Origin of the sequence: Natronorubrum bangense, from assembly GCF_004799645.1 — an archaeon.
Classification (GTDB): Archaea; Halobacteriota; Halobacteria; order Halobacteriales; family Natrialbaceae; genus Natronorubrum; species Natronorubrum bangense.
The window spans coordinates 535,512-550,353 of sequence record NZ_CP031305.1 but is presented as its reverse complement, the minus strand read 5'-3'; the positions used below and the strand labels follow the sequence as shown (position 1 = coordinate 550,353).

General features: G+C 60.3%; 15 protein-coding genes. 2 read left to right on the top strand and 13 right to left on the bottom strand.

Annotation, left to right across the window (positions count from 1 at the left end):
• Positions 1 to 33: 33 nt before the first annotated feature.
• The 4 genes from DV706_RS02760 to DV706_RS02745 form a co-directional block, all read right to left on the bottom strand.
• Complete coding sequence (locus DV706_RS02760) at positions 34 to 3,216, bottom strand: chemotaxis protein CheA (protein ID WP_049889839.1); 3,183 nt, start codon at positions 3,214 to 3,216, stop codon at positions 34 to 36.
• Positions 3,209 to 4,378, bottom strand: a complete 1,170-nt coding sequence (gene cheB, locus DV706_RS02755) for a chemotaxis-specific protein-glutamate methyltransferase CheB (RefSeq protein WP_006066673.1) — start codon at positions 4,376 to 4,378, stop codon at positions 3,209 to 3,211. The genes DV706_RS02760 and cheB overlap by 8 nt, the downstream gene beginning before the upstream one ends.
• Entirely contained in the window at positions 4,375 to 4,737 is a 363-nt protein-coding gene (gene cheY / locus DV706_RS02750) for a chemotaxis protein CheY (protein ID WP_006066674.1), read from the bottom strand. The genes cheB and cheY overlap by 4 nt, the downstream gene beginning before the upstream one ends.
• Positions 4,738 to 4,876: 139 nt before the next feature.
• Positions 4,877 to 5,677 carry a chemotaxis protein CheW gene (locus tag DV706_RS02745; protein ID WP_006066675.1) on the bottom strand — a complete coding sequence of 267 codons (801 nt, stop codon included), beginning with the start codon at positions 5,675 to 5,677 and terminating at the stop codon, positions 4,877 to 4,879.
• 160 nt (positions 5,678 to 5,837) lie between these two features.
• On the opposite strand from DV706_RS02745, the gene DV706_RS02740 reads away from it, so the two are divergent.
• A complete protein-coding gene (locus tag DV706_RS02740; RefSeq protein ID WP_006066676.1) occupies positions 5,838 to 6,296 on the top strand; it encodes a chemotaxis protein CheW in 459 nt (152 codons plus the stop codon).
• Between the two features lie 105 nt (positions 6,297 to 6,401).
• Here DV706_RS02740 and DV706_RS02735 read toward each other — a convergent pair whose 3' ends face one another.
• From DV706_RS02735 to DV706_RS02715, 5 genes are all read right to left on the bottom strand, one after another.
• Positions 6,402 to 7,175 (bottom strand): DUF5803 family protein, encoded by a 774-nt coding sequence (locus DV706_RS02735; protein ID WP_006066677.1) that lies wholly within the window; start codon positions 7,173 to 7,175, stop codon positions 6,402 to 6,404.
• Positions 7,176 to 7,856, bottom strand: coding sequence for a DUF2110 family protein (locus tag DV706_RS02730; protein WP_006066678.1), 681 nt, complete (start codon positions 7,854 to 7,856; stop codon positions 7,176 to 7,178).
• The gene (tfe, locus tag DV706_RS02725) at positions 7,856 to 8,380 is read right to left on the bottom strand and encodes a transcription factor E (RefSeq protein ID WP_006066679.1); all 525 of its coding nucleotides are present in this window, start codon (positions 8,378 to 8,380) and stop codon (positions 7,856 to 7,858) included. The genes DV706_RS02730 and tfe overlap by 1 nt, the downstream gene beginning before the upstream one ends.
• Positions 8,381 to 8,468: 88 nt before the next feature.
• On the bottom strand, positions 8,469 to 8,702 hold the full coding sequence (locus DV706_RS02720) for a hypothetical protein (RefSeq protein ID WP_049889840.1): 234 nt from the start codon (positions 8,700 to 8,702) through the stop codon (positions 8,469 to 8,471).
• Between the two features lie 211 nt (positions 8,703 to 8,913).
• Positions 8,914 to 9,462: a tRNA (cytidine(56)-2'-O)-methyltransferase gene (locus DV706_RS02715; RefSeq protein ID WP_006066681.1), complete on the bottom strand. Its 549-nt coding sequence runs from the start codon at positions 9,460 to 9,462 to the stop codon at positions 8,914 to 8,916.
• A gap of 206 nt (positions 9,463 to 9,668) precedes the next feature.
• Here DV706_RS02715 and DV706_RS02710 point away from each other — a divergent pair, with 206 nt between their 5' ends.
• A complete protein-coding gene (locus DV706_RS02710) occupies positions 9,669 to 9,905 on the top strand; it encodes a hypothetical protein (RefSeq protein ID WP_006066682.1) in 237 nt (78 codons plus the stop codon).
• A 141-nt stretch (positions 9,906 to 10,046) separates the two neighbouring features.
• On the opposite strand, the gene DV706_RS02705 is transcribed toward DV706_RS02710, so the two are convergent.
• The 4 genes from DV706_RS02705 to acs form a co-directional block, all read right to left on the bottom strand.
• The gene (locus DV706_RS02705) at positions 10,047 to 10,505 is read right to left on the bottom strand and encodes a universal stress protein (RefSeq protein WP_006066683.1); all 459 of its coding nucleotides are present in this window, start codon (positions 10,503 to 10,505) and stop codon (positions 10,047 to 10,049) included.
• A gap of 3 nt (positions 10,506 to 10,508) precedes the next feature.
• Positions 10,509 to 12,179: a solute symporter family protein gene (locus DV706_RS02700; protein ID WP_049889841.1), complete on the bottom strand. Its 1,671-nt coding sequence runs from the start codon at positions 12,177 to 12,179 to the stop codon at positions 10,509 to 10,511.
• A complete protein-coding gene (locus DV706_RS02695; RefSeq protein WP_006066685.1) occupies positions 12,176 to 12,583 on the bottom strand; it encodes a DUF4212 domain-containing protein in 408 nt (135 codons plus the stop codon). Before DV706_RS02695 ends, DV706_RS02700 begins: the two co-directional genes overlap by 4 nt.
• A gap of 151 nt (positions 12,584 to 12,734) precedes the next feature.
• On the bottom strand, positions 12,735 to 14,708 hold the full coding sequence (gene acs, locus DV706_RS02690) for an acetate--CoA ligase (protein ID WP_006066686.1): 1,974 nt from the start codon (positions 14,706 to 14,708) through the stop codon (positions 12,735 to 12,737).
• Between the last annotated feature and the right edge of the window lie 134 nt (positions 14,709 to 14,842).

The window sequence follows — 14,842 nt, the reverse complement described above, 5'->3', positions numbered from 1 at the left end:
GATTCCTCCGTGGGTGTGGGTGTTCGTTAATTGTCATAATGTCGTCACGTCAAGAATGTTGACTACCTCCCCCCGTCCCCGTACCGTTGCACCGCTGAGTCCCGGAATGCCGCCCATGAACCCCTCGAACGGCTTGACGACGACTTCCTGCTGGCCGCGGACGCGGTCGCAGTGTAACACGACCGGGCGGACGTCGTCCCGAATACGGACGAGCATGCCGTCGCCGTTGGCTCCCGCGTTCGGCGTCTCGAGTGCGTCGGCGAGTTGGATGAGCGAATACTCGCCATCGCTTCCGGGGAGAACAGGGTGACCGTCACTCTGTTCTAGCCTGCTGGCGGATTCGATATCCAGCACGGCTTTCGTCGGGATGCCAAACTCCTCGCCGCCGCTTTCGAGGAAGAGCACGTCGTCGATCGCAACCGTCACCGGAACCGTCATGTTCACGCGTGTCCCCTCGCCGCGTTCGCTTTCGATCGAGACAGTCCCCTCGAGGTCCTCAATCGTCCGTTTGACGACGTCCATCCCGACGCCGCGGCCGCTGACGTCTGTTACCTCGTCGGTCGTTGAGAGGCCGGGATGGAAGACAAGCTCGTAGGCATCCGCATCCGACAACGTGGCAGCCTCCGTTTCAGTGATGACGTCGGCTTCGACAGCCTCGGATCGGAGTCGATCGGGATCGAGTCCGCTGCCGTCGTCTTCGACCGTGATCGTCACACTATCACGCAGGCGATCGGCGTGGACTTCGACGGTTCCATCGCGGGACTTGTCCGCTTGCTCGCGTTCGTCGGGCGATTCGATCCCGTGATCGACGGCGTTGCGGACCAGATGGATCAGCGGGTCGCCGATCCGATCGAGAATACTCCGGTCGAGTTCGACGCTCTCGCCGGTCATCTCGAACTCGATCTCTTTGTTCTGTTCGCGTGCGATGTCTCGGACCACACGAGGAAGCCGGTTTGCGACCGATTCCAGTGGGACGAGTCGGATATCCATCACCGTCTCCTGAAGCTCTGTGGTCACCTCCGATAGATCGTCGAGTTCCGTCTCGAGTGCAGCGGTGTCCTCGCCTTCGGAAACTGCATCCCGGAGTCGGACACGTGTCGTCACCAGCCCTTCGACGAGGGTCAGCAACGAATCGATCTGTTCGACGTCGACTCTGATCGACTGAACGTCGTCGGTCTGCTCGTCGACAGCCGGCTGATCGGTCGTTTCGGGGATCGTAATCTCCGGCTGCCCGAACGTCGGCTCGTCGATCCGTCGGATAACGTCGTCGCCCTCGCTTTCGGTCTCGACTGCGTCGTCACCGAACGACTCTGTAGGCGTCCCCGAGAGCGCCGACGAACTCGAGTCGGTGCTGCCGGCGTCGGGATCGAAATCGTCGCCAAAGGCAGTATCGAAGTCGTCGTCGCTGAACACGTCGTCTTCGAACGCCTCATCGTCGAAATCGTCGTCGAACGCGTCGTCATCGAACGACGTGAACTCAGTCGACGCCTCGGTGGACTCGTCTTCAGACCCGGTAAACCCGGTGTAGTTCTCGAAGTCATCATCACCGGCAAACGGATCGTCTGACGCCTCGTTGCTGGGCGACCCGTCGGTGGCGTCGTCAGCAGACGGCTCTGCAGCCGACTCAGCGGTGAACTCCGCTCTCGAATCGGCGTCGTCCTCGAGAGTCGTTCCGAAGTGATCTGTGGGTTCGCTCTCGGCGACTGCGTCGGCTTCGGCGTCGGTGGGCTCTGCAGCCCCATCTTCGCCGGTCTCGAGCGGCCCAGTCGTGTCGTCGACGGGGTCGGGAGCATCGTCTCTCGCAGTCGCTGTCGACGGCTCGGTGTCGTGTTCGCCATCCGGCTCGGAGCGGGTCGCTGTCTCGGCCTCGGGTGACGACTCGGCTGCTGGTGTCGCCGACGCTGTGTCCGCGTCGGCGTCGTCCGCCTCGACCAGCAGCTCATCGATCTCGCTGTCAGCTGTCTCGTCGAGGAACGAATCATCGTGGACGTCGACGTCCTCACCGATGAGTTCGTCCATCCCGACCTCGTCGTCGCTGTCGAACTCGTCGAACTCGAGTTCATCGAGTTCGTCCTGGAGTTCGTCGAAGCCGACCATCTCGACTTCGTCTTTGAGTTCGTTGAACACTGCACTGGCGTCGTCGACGCTCTCACTGGACTCGTCGGCTGTCGAATCAGCATCGGCAGCCGTCTCTGACGCCGCGGCCGATCCGTGGTCAGCTGTAGACGTACTCGAGTGTTCGTCGTCATCCGGCTGTGTCTCGTCGAGGAGGTCGTCGAACGAGCCAGCGTCACCCATATCATCGAACATTTCGAGGTCGTCGTCCTCGACGTCCTCGACCATCTCGTCTAAGTTATCGAACTCGTCGAACTCATCGAGCAGTTCGTCGACCTCGAGTTCCTTGGCTTCGTCCGACGAAATCTCGTCACCGGGATCAGCCGATTGCGGTTCGGTGTGTTCCGAACCCGACGGCTCTGTGTCCGCGGCCTCGAGCGATTCGAACCGATCGGTCACGGTAACGAGTTCGAAGTCGGCAACCGCCTCGACCGGCTCGAGACCGGATTCGATGGCGGTTTTTCCGACCGCACTGGCGAAGACGGCGTCGATTCGGCCGTCGTCGTCACCGGCTTCGATATCGCTGCGTGGTGGCTCGGTGCCAAGCAGATCGAACGCATCGATCAGGGCATCGACGACGAGCACACCGTTGTTGGCGTTGTCGCACTCAGTGAGTCCGAGCCGGCTCAGATAGATCTCGTGATCGTCGTCCTCCGGCGGGTCGACCCGCTCGAGGACGGTATCGATCTCTTCGGCCGAAGGGGTCGTGACGACGACCGACGCTGTCTGGCTGTCGAGGTGCTCACGAAGCGCCTCGATCGTCGCCGACGGATCGGTTTCGGTCTCGCCAGTGGCTGCGACTTCGTCGAGCAGCGTCTCGAGTTCGTCGACTCCTTCGAAGATCACGTCCATCAGTTCGGGCGTCACCTCGAGGTCGTCCGTTCGGACGGCATCGAGGAGGTCCTCGATCGCATGTGCGAGATCGCTCGCAGCGTCGAGTCCCATCGCACCACAGTTGCTCTTGAGCGTATGCGCGACGCGGAAGATGCTTTCCATCGCCTCGTCGTTGGTCGGCTCGCGCTCGAAGGTGAGCAACGCGTTGTTCAGCTCCGTAATTCGTTCTTCGCTCTCTTGAACGAAGTCGGTCAGATAATCAGTCATCGGTCTCACCATCCGTATTGAACGCGTCGACGATCGTCTCGACGAGCTTTGTGGCGGGTACGACGGCGTCGACACAGCCCGTTTGAATTGCCTGATACGGGATTCCAAAGACTGGACTCGTCGCCTCGTCCTGTGCAATGGTGTGCCCGCCGGCGGTCTTGATCGCCTCGATGCCGGCTGCGCCGTCGGCACCCATCCCGGTCAGGGCAACGCCACAGAGTCGGTCATCGACCTGTTCGGCTGCTGTTTGCATCGTGACGTCGATCGCCGGTCGCACGCCATGGATCCGCTCCCCGTCGTCGAGGCGTACCCGAAGCAGGCCGCCGACGTTGGTCGCCACCTCGAGATGGGCGTCGCCCGGTGCAACCGCTGCCTCTCCAGAACGGATCAGGTCACCGTCCACCGCTTCGCGGATATCGTACTCGCTGCGTGAATCGAGGCGCTGGGCGAAGCGCTCGGTGAACTCCGCAGGCATATGCTGGACGATGAGAATCTTCGCACCGAGATCGATCGGGAGCCGTTCGAACAGCTCCTCGATGATCTTCGGACCACCGGTCGATGCTCCGATAACGACGGTTGGATTGTCCGCACGCTCGTCTTCGACTCCGGGTTCGGTCGTCGTCTCGAAGTCGGGGCCAGTCGACTCACACTGTGCTGGTTCGGTCTGCGTTTCGCCACCGATCTCAGTGACTGTCGTGACTGCGCCGTTTGGTTGACTCGATCGCGTCGCATGCACGGATGCAGCGGCGCGGGCGAGCGCGACCGACGACGCGTTTGCATCAGCGAGTTCGTCGACTTTCTCGACGATGTCGGAACTGAGATGAGTCACGGTTCGTGAGTCCGATGCGTCGGGTTTGTGAAGGAAGTCGACGGCACCACGCTCGAGCGCATCGAGCGTCGCCTCGGTTCCACGATCCGTGTGGACACTCAGCATGAGAATTAAGGCCGGATTCGTCGCCATGATCTGTTCGACGGCGTCGATCCCGTCCATTTCTGGCATTTCGACGTCCATCGTGATGACATCGGGGTCGTATGCCGCGGCAGCCTCGATGGCTTTCGAGCCGTTCGTTGCTGTTTCGACGTCGTAGCCAGCGGTTGTGAGCGCGTTGCTGATGACTGTCCGCATAAACGGCGAGTCGTCAACAACGAGTACCCGCGTCATGCCGCAACGACGTCTGAAAGGGCCTTTCTGACGCTGGGTTCTTCGAACGGCTTCGTGACGTAGCCGTCGGCACCAGCTTTCACGGCGAGTTTCATTTTCTCACGTTGCCCGACACTTGTACACATGATGACTTGCGCATCCGGGTCGATCTTCTTGATCGCCGCGGTGGCTTTGATGCCGTTTGCTTTCGGCATCACGATGTCCATCATAACGATATCGGGGTCGTGTTCTTTGTACAGTTTGACTGCTTCGGCGCCGTTAGACGCCTCTCCAACGATGCGGTAATCCTGTTCCAAGATTTGGCGCAGTAAATTCCGCATAAAATGAGAGTCGTCTACGATGAGCACCCCTGTCGACATTCAGTAGTACACCAACCGCTGATAACAATACGACTACCATAAATGCTGTCTCCCTGTTATCAAGTCTGATAAGCAACGAATACGGAGCAGAGAGCACACTCAACGCCCAGATCAGCCACCCGAATCCGTCGCAGTTTTCCTACGGTTGTTGGTCCCGGCGTCCGGACGCCAGCAGAAGCGTTTCGATGTCGACCAGTGGCGTCACCTCGATAACGAGTTCTCGAGGTGCTTCAGTCTCGTCTGACGAGTCGGTCGCCGTCTCGTCTGCGTCGAGCGAAAACGGTGTCCCAGTGTCGTCACTCGAGTTGGCATGGCTCGATCCCAGCGGCGACGACGTCATCCCAACACCGGCTTGGGTCGCTGTTCCTGCCGCAGAACTGCTTTCGACTCCCGATTCAGTCGTGGCGACGATTCCATCGTCGTCGGCCTCATGCTCGTGTTCTTGTTCGATGAGCGCATCGACGAGCGGGTGTGTCAGCGGGTCGCTGGAGAACGGCCGGTCTTCGACTGTCGCTTCGTCGAGCACGTTGCTCACCGGAACCGTCTCAACGCCGATGACATCGTCGACCCGAATCGCTGCTGACTGCTGGTCGGACGGACGATCGAGCACGAGCAGCCGTTCTCGACCACGTTGGGTCTCGCTGTCGTCAGTTGGGAAGTGGACGGTGGGATCGATCACCGCGGTGACCTCACCACGGAGATCAACCATGCCCTCAATCGCCGGTGGCGTCCGTGGGACTCGCGTCAGCTCTTCGGGAAGCTCTGCAAGCGTTCTCACAGCGTCGACCGACACTGCGAGTCGGTTACTCCCGCTCTTGAAGAAGACGAACCGCTCGAGCTCTTCTTGCTCTTCTTCCGAGTCGCCCGCATCCTGGCGTCGTTGATCGTCAGCGCCGTCAATATCGATTCCGAGTAACTTTTCGGACAGATCCGGGGCCATTGTTCCTGCTCGTGTATCAAGTTCCATGACTAAAACATTGACTCCGAACGCTGGCGACCCCGGCACTGTCTCGTCTCGACTCGATCACACCGTTTTCAGCGTTATTACAGGCGCTTTATCTCGAAATCTTTATTTTCTCTCTCTGAAAGTACGCACCAGAATGGGATCGGCGACACAGAGCGACCAGACCGACGACCCGGTTACCGTCCTCACGTTCGACCTCGAGGGCGAACGGTACTGTGTCAGGGCCGATGCCGTCGCATCCGTTCTCGGCGTAGCGGACGACCGATCTATCGCTTCGGCGGACGACCCGTGGAACGCAGGGTCAGTCTCTGTTGCCGGTGAACGGGTCCGGGTTATCGATCTCCCGCGGGCGTTTACGGCCTCCTCACAGACGATGACGCGGATCGATGATCCGAAACTGCTCGTCTTTACCGCTACCGACGCCGACGATGCCTACTACGGCTGGCTCGTCGACGACGTCGACGCTACCCAAACGGTCCATCTGGACCGTCTCGAGCCGACACAAACGAACACCACACTGACACACGTCAAGGGTCGTCTCGAACTCGATGGTGACGACGTCATCTGGCTCGACGAGCAAACGATTCACGGTTGAGACAGTCTGCTATCCGTACAGTGGATTACCAAACGTCTCGAGCGGCACTGCTGACTACTCTCGGAGTGGCTCTTGACTGGTGGTCGAGTGGGTGAGACGGACCGGTTATCGCATTCCCGGCGGTGGTCCGTCGTCGGAATCGTCGTCGAGTTCGACGTCGAGTCCCAGCTCTTCGCGCTGTTCTCGGAGGCGTTTGACCTGCCGATAGTAGTACGCGATGCCAACACCGCCGATCAGAGCGACAGTCGTCACGAGCCCGATAAACAACGGAATGTCTCGAGCGAGATAGTATCGAAGCGAGACGGTGCTGTCGACGTCCTCCCACGTCAGCCGCTCTTGATCGTCGACGATCTCACGGTCGTAGCCGCTCGGACTGACACTTCCGAACAGGAAGTTCGATGTCCGGTGGCTGTCGGGGATCGTCACCTCGTACGACCCATGCATGTAGGCTGGCAGAGTGAACGTCTTGCGCCCGGCATCACCCGAAAACGCGAGCGTCCCGTTGCCGTCGGGAACGCGAACGTCAGTGCTCGTATCACTCTGTTCGATATCCAGCTCTGAGCCCGTCATCTCGGTCCCGTTTGGATGCCAGTAGCGGACGCTGTGGATATCGAGCGCCCGGTCGCTGTAGATGTTCGATCGATACAGTGACAGCTCCTCGGTATCGTTCAAGTCGTAGACGGCACGGAACTCGCTGTTGCTGATGAGACTGCCGCCTTCGATATCGATCGTCACATCAGCATCGCCCTCCCGGAGGTCGTCGTACTCCTGCTCGCGGTCGAGCTCTTCGTCTGAAATACCGCTAAAAAGCGCCGTGCAGCCGGCTAATCCGACGAGCAAACCAACCGCGAGCACTGCGAAAACGAGCCGGCGATTCATTTACGGAACAACACAGCGGAGCTCCGCTGGGAGATACTCACCCACGCTCGCTAGCAGCCCCGGTGGGTCGGTGTCTTCGGTGCAGATAACGCTCTGCTCTAGCAGGCCGAGTCGTTCGACGGTGACGTAGTCCTGGGCGTGCCCAGCACGGTTGAGCGTTGCTCGAACCTCCGCACGGGTGGCGCTGTTGACGTTGAGTCGTCCGTTCCCACGGGTCCACTCGTAGAGGCGGTCCTGTGCTTCTTCCGCAAGCCGTGACGATTCGTCGTCGCCGCCGTAGACGAACTCCAGTGGCATATGTTGAACTAATCCGTAGCGTTCGCGGATCTGTGATGCCGTTCCCTGACCGAGTCCGAGCTCGTCGGTCGGAATCCGAACGCCGTCGCCCTGTCCCGCGTCGAGGACGAAGCCGTCATCGTCCCACGACTCGAGCGTGCCGACGTACGTCTCACCGGCCTCGAGATCGGGGACGATTTCGCCGAACTCCTCGCCGAGGACGTTTCGGGCGACGGTCGCGTCGTCGCCCTCGATCGTAACGGAGGGGAAATCGTCGTGGCGCACGCCGAGTTCGAACTCGACGTCGAGATCGCCGACCTCGTTGTCGACCAGCGAGCGAAGCGAGTCGAGCGAGCGCTGGCGTGCGTCGCCCTCGACGTAGAGTTTGGTTGCGAGGACGACCATTAGGCGTCCGCGTCGATGTTGAGTTCGTCCTCGAGGGCGTCGAGGCGGTCGTCCATCGAATTGACGAGTCGATCGTTATCCATCGATTCCAGCGGCGAGCCACATTCGGGACATTCGAACCCGAACTCCATCGCTTCACCGAACTCGAAGCGGATGGAACAGATCTCACAGAGATAGAACTCGTGGTTGCGCTCGTACTCTTGACGCTCTTCTAAGGCGTCGTAGAGGCGGTACATCTCCTCTTCGAGGTTTTCTGGGATGTTGTCGTACTCGAAGGTCCAGAGATACGTAAGCCACCCCGAGTCCTCATCACGCAGCCGTCGGTAGCTGGCGAGATCGTTCTCATACAGGATAAACAGCGCGCGCCGCACGTCGTTCAACTCGAGGTCCAGTTCCTCTGCGAGTTCCTCGTCGGTCACTTCCCCGTCCGGCGGTGCTGCCGCCACGGGCATTCCCTTGGGACCGACCAGCTCGTGTAAGTACTTCTGGATAACCGGGTCCTCGAGCAGGTCCTCAAAAGCCATTACCTATGTGTAACGCCGTCGGTCCATTAAGTCTTGTCAACTACCCCGCGTCCGTGGGGCGAAGACGGGAGCCGAACAGTCCCGATGGTTAGTCCGTCGAATCCACGCTCGAGCTCTCGTTCGACTCACGAAGCGTATTCCAGACGGTTGCGACGATGACGAGCACGAGCGCCATCGCGAACCCGTAGAAGATACCCATCGCGACCGCTGCTGGGAGCGTGTGGTTGGTCGCGAGCAAGACGACGACGTTGAGGACGACGAGGATTGGTCCGAGCATGAACCACTCAATCGGCGTCCGCGGAAGCGACATCGATGAACCCATACCGGATCTGCGTCGCCCTGGCAGAAAAACTATACTGTCGATAGGAAACTGCTATTCGTCCGATCGACACACCACGATCTTGCACCCTCTAGACCGATCCGTTCAGCTATAGTAACAACTGCAACGATGTACACCTGATCGCACAGCTGTCGTGCGATCAGGTGTGCATTGACTTGCAGTGGCTACTATACGTCACCGGCCCAGGTGCTGGCTACTCCTCGCCGACCGATTCGACGCGTTTGCCCGTCTCCATCGGGATCACTTGCCGATCCGCGTCGTCCCACTCGCGCTCGAGTTCGCGGCCCTCGAACAGCCGGTCCAAAAAGACGGCCAGTCCGGCGACCTCGGAGTGGGGCTGGTTGGTGACGCCGACGTTCCAGTCGGCTTCCTCGTAGACGTCGAAGGGGACCTTTTCAGCACCGACGACGACGAGCAGTGGCTCACCAGCATCTCGATGGGCGTCTCGAATCTCGCCTTCGACATCTTGGACGCGCTCGCCGTACATCGTGAGATGGACGACCTTTCCGTCCCAGTTGCGGACCATCGCTTGTGGCGAGTCCGTCAACTCGACGTCGAAGGGGCCGCCGAAGCGGTCGGTGATATCTGCGACGGTCGCTTTTGATTGGCCAGCGTTGTCCGGGAGGCAGACGCGGTCGGCGCCCAGCGCCCGCGCGGTCAGCCCAACGTGGGTCGTCATTCGCTCGTCACGGCCGGGGCGGTGACCGAGTCGGAGGATGACGACCTCGGGTGTCTCGTTCATGCTCGACTCTTCTGTTGTCTCTCATATGTGGGTTCGGTTTCCCGCGTCTGGGGTCTCCAGTCGGTCTGTCGCCGGTCGCTGTCGTGGCGCGGAGACGGTGGATAACTGCAACCGCGCGACGGAGCCGTCGCTGACGGTAGGCTTTTTGAGGGGCCTGCCGTAGCACTCCACATGCTGTGTGACACTGTGTCGAAGCAGGTGGTGGGATGGTGACGCCCGTTCGAGAATGGATTGCGACTGCTCGAGAAGACAAATGGGGCGTGATCGTCGACCTCGTGTTTGCGATCGTCTGGGTGACGATGGTCGATCTCATTTTCCAGGTGATCGACGGGCCGACGTGGGCGTACTACATGCTCATGCTCGCCGGTATCGTCGCGTACTTCGGGCTGTTCTGGAACCTCGAGCTCGCAAAAGGGAGCCAGGAGAAAGACACCAGTCAGTGACGAGTAACGGAGAGACAATCGGGCACACTCCATCGCTGGATGTCCCGGCCGGATTCGAATGCCGCGTTGTCGCGTTCTGATCACTCTCGAGGCATCAGGTAGCGATACGACAACAAAAAGGAACGAGCAACGACGACGCAGTTACTCTTCTCGGATGTCGACAACGAGGACGGGGATGTCCGTCGACCGAAGGGTTCGCTCGGCGACACTGCCGAGTAAGACCCGTTTGACTCCGCCACGACCGGCCGATCCCATGACGATCATGTCGACGTCGTTTTTCTCAGCGTAGCCAGCGATCCGGTCGTGTGGCTGTCCGGCACCGACCGACTCGATGACCTCGAGGCCGTGTTCGCTGGCACGCTTGGCGACCGAGCCGGTGGCCGCGTCGGCTCGTTCCTTGATTTCGGGCATTTCGTCGTACTTGCCCTGTCGAATCCGGTCGACCTGTTCGGCGCCAAGCCCGATGTCCATCGCGCTCGTGTCGATGACGTACAGTGCGTGGACTGTGGCGTCGTATTTCGCTGCGATGTCGATTGCGTGCTCGACAGCGTTCTCTGCAACGTTACTGCCGTCAGTTGGGACGAGTATTGTATCGTACATTGATCAGTCGTCAGCGGTGACGTCTTCTGCGGATTCCATCTGCTCCATCGGCTCTGGGCTGTGACACTGTCGGACGAGACGTTTGACGTCCTGTGGTGGGTCCTCAGTGATCAGCGAGACGATGATGATCGCGGCGAAGGCGAGTGGCACGCCGACGAGCGCCGAGGCGAGTCCTGGCACGATTGCGGCGAGTTCCGCGGAGACGGCGCCTTCGACGCCAGTGTACATCGGAATCGCGGTATCGTTTGCGATCGCACCGAAGGAGACGACGATGCCGGTGACCATCCCAGCCAGCGCACCTTCTCGAGTGGCGTTCTCCCACCACAGACCGAGGAAGAACACCGGGAAGAACACACAGGCTGCGATTGCGAACGACATCGCGACCAGTTCACCGATCAGTGCGGGTGGGTTCAGTGCGACGAGCGTGACGAGGACCCCGATGCCGAGGATCGTCAATCGGCCGACGATCATCTGTTCGCGCTGGGTCGCCTCCGGTTTGTAGAGGTTTGTGTAGATGTCGTGTGCGGCTGCCGACGACGCGGAGATGAACAGTCCCGCAGTCGTCGCCAGTGCGGCAGCGACGGCACCAGCGGCGACGAGGCCGACGAGCCACTCGGGAAGATCCGCGAGCTGGGCCGTCAGCGCAACGAGTGCGTCACTGTCTGCAGCAGGCATTCCCATGAAGGTGTCTGCAACACCCTCGGTCACTGCCGTTTCAGCACCCGGCTGTGCTGGGTCTTCGTACAGCAGTCCGCCGAAGACGGCGTACACTGCAGTACCCCAGTACAGGATACAGATGAACAGCAGTCCCCAGACGGTCGACCAGCGGGCGGTCCGCTCGTTGTCGACCGTGTAGAAACGCACGAGGACGTGTGGGAGACCACACGTCCCGAGGATCAGGCTGACCGTCAGCGCGACCCACGCGTAGAAGGTACTAAATGCGAACGGCTCGGCGAACTGCTGGTTGAGCTCGTCGATGAGCATGGCCGTCTCCGGACCGGTCTCGAGGTACGGGAAGACGGTCGACCAGCCCTGCGACCAGCCGACGGCGTAAAGACCGAGCGTGAACGCGATGATGAGGATGACGTACTGGATCGCCATGTTCTTGGTCGTCCCGAGCATGCCCGAGAGCGCGACGTAGGCGATCGTGACACCCATGAAGATGACCACACCAGCCTCGTAGGACAGGCCCAGGATGTACTGTGCCATCAGGCCCATGCCACTCCCCTGGCCGATTGCGTACACGAACGCGATGACGAGCGTGGTGAACGCAGCGAGACCGCGTGCGCGTTGGGAGTAGAATCGGTCACCGACGAAGTCGGGTGCGGTGTACTTCCCGAAGCGACGGAACTGTGCGGCCATGAAGATCAGCAGGATGAAATATCCTGTCGTCCAGCCGACGACGAAGCCAAGGCCGTAGTACCCTGCTGTCGCAATCAGTGCTGCGACACCGAGGTACGATGCAGCACTCATCCAGTTTGCACCGATCGCCATCCCGTTCTCGATCGGACCGATAGATCGACCGGCAACCCACAGTTCGTCGACTGCGGCGACCCGGAAGAAGTATCCAACACCGAGGAACAGCACCATCATCCCGATGACGGTCAGCGCCGGAATGAGTTTGAAACCGGGGTCGAGTGCGGTTTCGTACTGCAGGAGAACCGACTCCATCATTGTTCACCTCCGTCCGTGGCGGTTGCGGCCGCACCGGTTTCCTCTTCTGTCTCGTGGCTGATACCGTACTTCGCGTCGAGTTTGTCGCGGTACCAGGCGTAGACTGCCGACAGCACCAGCGCAGCAGCCGGGGCGACGATTGCCGTCAGGAAGAAGTTGAGCGGGTAGCCACCGAGTACTCGCGTCTCAGTCATAAACTCCGGCGCGAAGTAGCTCGCCGTCACCGGGCCGAAGACGAACGCCAGCCAAATCGCGAATAGCCCGAAGATCATCTTCAGGTTGTCCCGCATGAACGGGGTCGCTGGCTTGAACAGATTAATCTCTTCGTCCAGGTAGTCGACGGTCTGTGCTCCCTCTCTTCCCGTGGCGGTTCCGCCATCGGTTTGTGGTTCGTTATCTCCCATTCGTTTCTCCTCCAATTTTGTCGCGTGATTCAGTCGGCACGCCACCGTCTGTGTCGGTGGTTCGTCCCAATCTGTGAGTGATATTCTCTGTCATGTAATGTGGCTGTGTTCGTGTCGTCCGTGGTTGTTCTCTGAAAGAAAGTGCCCCAGATTAGTCTTCGTTGACCTGTTCTGCGATCTCGTCGACGACCTCGGGGTTGCGCAGGGTCGACGTGGTACCGAGTTCGTTGCCGCTTGCAATGTCCTCGAGCAGGCGGCGCATGATCTTCCCGGATCGAGTCTTCGGCAACTCGTGGGTGAAGATCACTTCCTCGGGTTTGGCGATCGGCCCGATCGAGTCGAGGATCGCCTCGATGGCTTTCTCCTCGAGTTCAGCACCGGGCTCGGAGCCGTCTTCGGGGATGGCGTAGACGTAGACGGCCTCGCCTTTGACCTCGTGGTCGCCGCCGACGACGGCGGCTTCGGCGACCCCTTCGACGCCGACGACAGCCGACTCAATCTCCATCGTGCCTAGTCGGTGACCGGAGACGTTGATTACGTCGTCGACACGGCCGAGGACGGTAATGTAGCCGTCCTCGTCGATTTTCGCGCCGTCTTCGGGGAAGTAGACCCACTCGTCGTTCTCTGGGTCGGAGTACTCCGTCCAGTACTCGTTAACGAAGCGCTCGTCGTTTTGATACAGCGTCCGGAGCATGCCGGGCCACGGTTTCTGGACTGTCAGGTACCCCGCCTGGCCAGCGTCGACTTCCTCGCCAGCCTCGTCGACGATCTGTGCGTCGATGCCGGGCAGGCCGGGACCGGCCGCGCCGGGTTTCATATCACAAACGCCGGGCAGGGTCGTGATCATGTGGCCACCGGTTTCGGTCTGCCACCAGGTGTCGACGATCGGACAGTCGCCGCCGCCGATGTGGTCGTAGTACCATTTCCACGCGCGTGGGTTGATTGGCTCCCCGACGGTGCCAAGCAGGCGCAGCGAGGAGAGGTCGTGCTGTGCAGGGTACTGCTCGCCCCACTTCATGAACGCGCGAATCGCCGTCGGCGCGGTGTAGAAGACGTCGACTCGGTTTCGTTCGATGATATCCCAGAAGCGATTCTTGTCTGGGTAGTCCGGCGTTCCCTCGTACATCACGGTGGTCGTTCCGAGCGCGAGCGGCCCGTAGAGGATATACGAGTGACCCGTAATCCAGCCGATGTCGGCCGAACACCAGTAGGTATCCTCAGGTTTCAGGTCGAGCACCGAGTGAGACGTCCACGCGGAGTAGGCGAGGTAGCCACCCGTCGTGTGTTTGACGCCTTTGGGTTTACCCGTTGTTCCCGACGTGTACATCAGGAACAGCATATCCTCGGCGTCTCGAGAGACCGGCTCGACGCTTTCGCCAGCGTGCTCGTCGATCAGCTCGTCGTAGTCGTGCTGGTTCTCCGAGAGAGAGTGCTCGAGAGCGTCGCCGAGTCGGTCGACGACAACGGTCGTCGTCTCGTGTTCGACGTCCTCAAGTCCCTCGTTGGTCTTCGAAATATGATCGAGTGCGTCACCGCGACGGTAGTAACCATCACAGGTGATCAGATACTCGCTGTCGGCGTCGTTCATCCGAGTCGCCAGCGCATCGGCCGAGAAGCCGGCGAAAACGACGCTGTGAGGGGCACCGAGACGGGCACATGCGAGCATCGCGATCGGGAGCTCGGGTACCATCGGCATGTACAGCGTGACGACGTCGTCTTCCTCGACGCCGAGGTCACGTAGCGTCGACGCGAACTCGTTGACCTCGTTCAGGAGGTCACCGTACGTGTACGTTCGCGTCTCGCCAAGCTCTCCTTCCCACTTGATTGCAGCCCGGTTTTTCGCCCCGTCCTCGACGTGGCGGTCGAGACAGTTCTGCGATGCGTTGAGTTTTCCGTTCGTAAACCACTGGTAGCTGGGTGCGTCCGACTCGTCTAAGACGTCGTCGTACTCCTCCTCCCAGTCGAGAAACTCCGCGGCGCGTTCCCAACAGTCCGGCCAGTTTTCTTCGAACTCCTCATAGATCCCCGGATCCGAGACGTTCGCCTGTTCGACGAACGACTCGGGCGGCTCAAACGTGTCTTGCTCCTCGAGGCGAGCCTCGAGACTGCCATCCTCCTGTGACATGATACAACAGCTCAATATGCAACTACCATAGTAAAGCCGGCATCTAGTTGTGCAAAATTGGGCCCTATACAGGGAGGTAACCTAGGGGATATTGACTGTATTAGGAGAGCATATGCGGCCAAATTCCGTGCTAA

What these genes read in the sequence shown, in the direction of transcription:
- cheB (WP_006066673.1), bottom strand. Translation starts at nt 4,378, where the DNA reads ATGACGCGGGTACTCGTTGTTGACGACTCGCCGTTTATGCGGACAGTC.
- cheY (WP_006066674.1), bottom strand. Translation starts at nt 4,737, where the DNA reads ATGTCGACAGGGGTGCTCATCGTAGACGACTCTCATTTTATGCGGAAT.
- DV706_RS02735 (WP_006066677.1), bottom strand. Translation starts at nt 7,175, where the DNA reads ATGAATCGCCGGCTCGTTTTCGCAGTGCTCGCGGTTGGTTTGCTCGTC.
- DV706_RS02700 (WP_049889841.1), bottom strand. Translation starts at nt 12,179, where the DNA reads ATGATGGAGTCGGTTCTCCTGCAGTACGAAACCGCACTCGACCCCGGT.
- DV706_RS02740 (WP_006066676.1), top strand. Translation starts at nt 5,838, where the DNA reads ATGGGATCGGCGACACAGAGCGACCAGACCGACGACCCGGTTACCGTC.
- DV706_RS02745 (WP_006066675.1), bottom strand. Translation starts at nt 5,677, where the DNA reads ATGGCCCCGGATCTGTCCGAAAAGTTACTCGGAATCGATATTGACGGC.
- DV706_RS02715 (WP_006066681.1), bottom strand. Translation starts at nt 9,462, where the DNA reads ATGAACGAGACACCCGAGGTCGTCATCCTCCGACTCGGTCACCGCCCC.
- DV706_RS02705 (WP_006066683.1), bottom strand. Translation starts at nt 10,505, where the DNA reads ATGTACGATACAATACTCGTCCCAACTGACGGCAGTAACGTTGCAGAG.
- DV706_RS02760 (WP_049889839.1), bottom strand. Translation starts at nt 3,216, where the DNA reads ATGACTGATTATCTGACCGACTTCGTTCAAGAGAGCGAAGAACGAATT.
- DV706_RS02730 (WP_006066678.1), bottom strand. Translation starts at nt 7,856, where the DNA reads ATGGTCGTCCTCGCAACCAAACTCTACGTCGAGGGCGACGCACGCCAG.
- DV706_RS02720 (WP_049889840.1), bottom strand. Translation starts at nt 8,702, where the DNA reads ATGGGTTCATCGATGTCGCTTCCGCGGACGCCGATTGAGTGGTTCATG.
- acs (WP_006066686.1), bottom strand. Translation starts at nt 14,708, where the DNA reads ATGTCACAGGAGGATGGCAGTCTCGAGGCTCGCCTCGAGGAGCAAGAC.
- DV706_RS02710 (WP_006066682.1), top strand. Translation starts at nt 9,669, where the DNA reads ATGGTGACGCCCGTTCGAGAATGGATTGCGACTGCTCGAGAAGACAAA.
- tfe (WP_006066679.1), bottom strand. Translation starts at nt 8,380, where the DNA reads ATGGCTTTTGAGGACCTGCTCGAGGACCCGGTTATCCAGAAGTACTTA.
- DV706_RS02695 (WP_006066685.1), bottom strand. Translation starts at nt 12,583, where the DNA reads ATGGGAGATAACGAACCACAAACCGATGGCGGAACCGCCACGGGAAGA.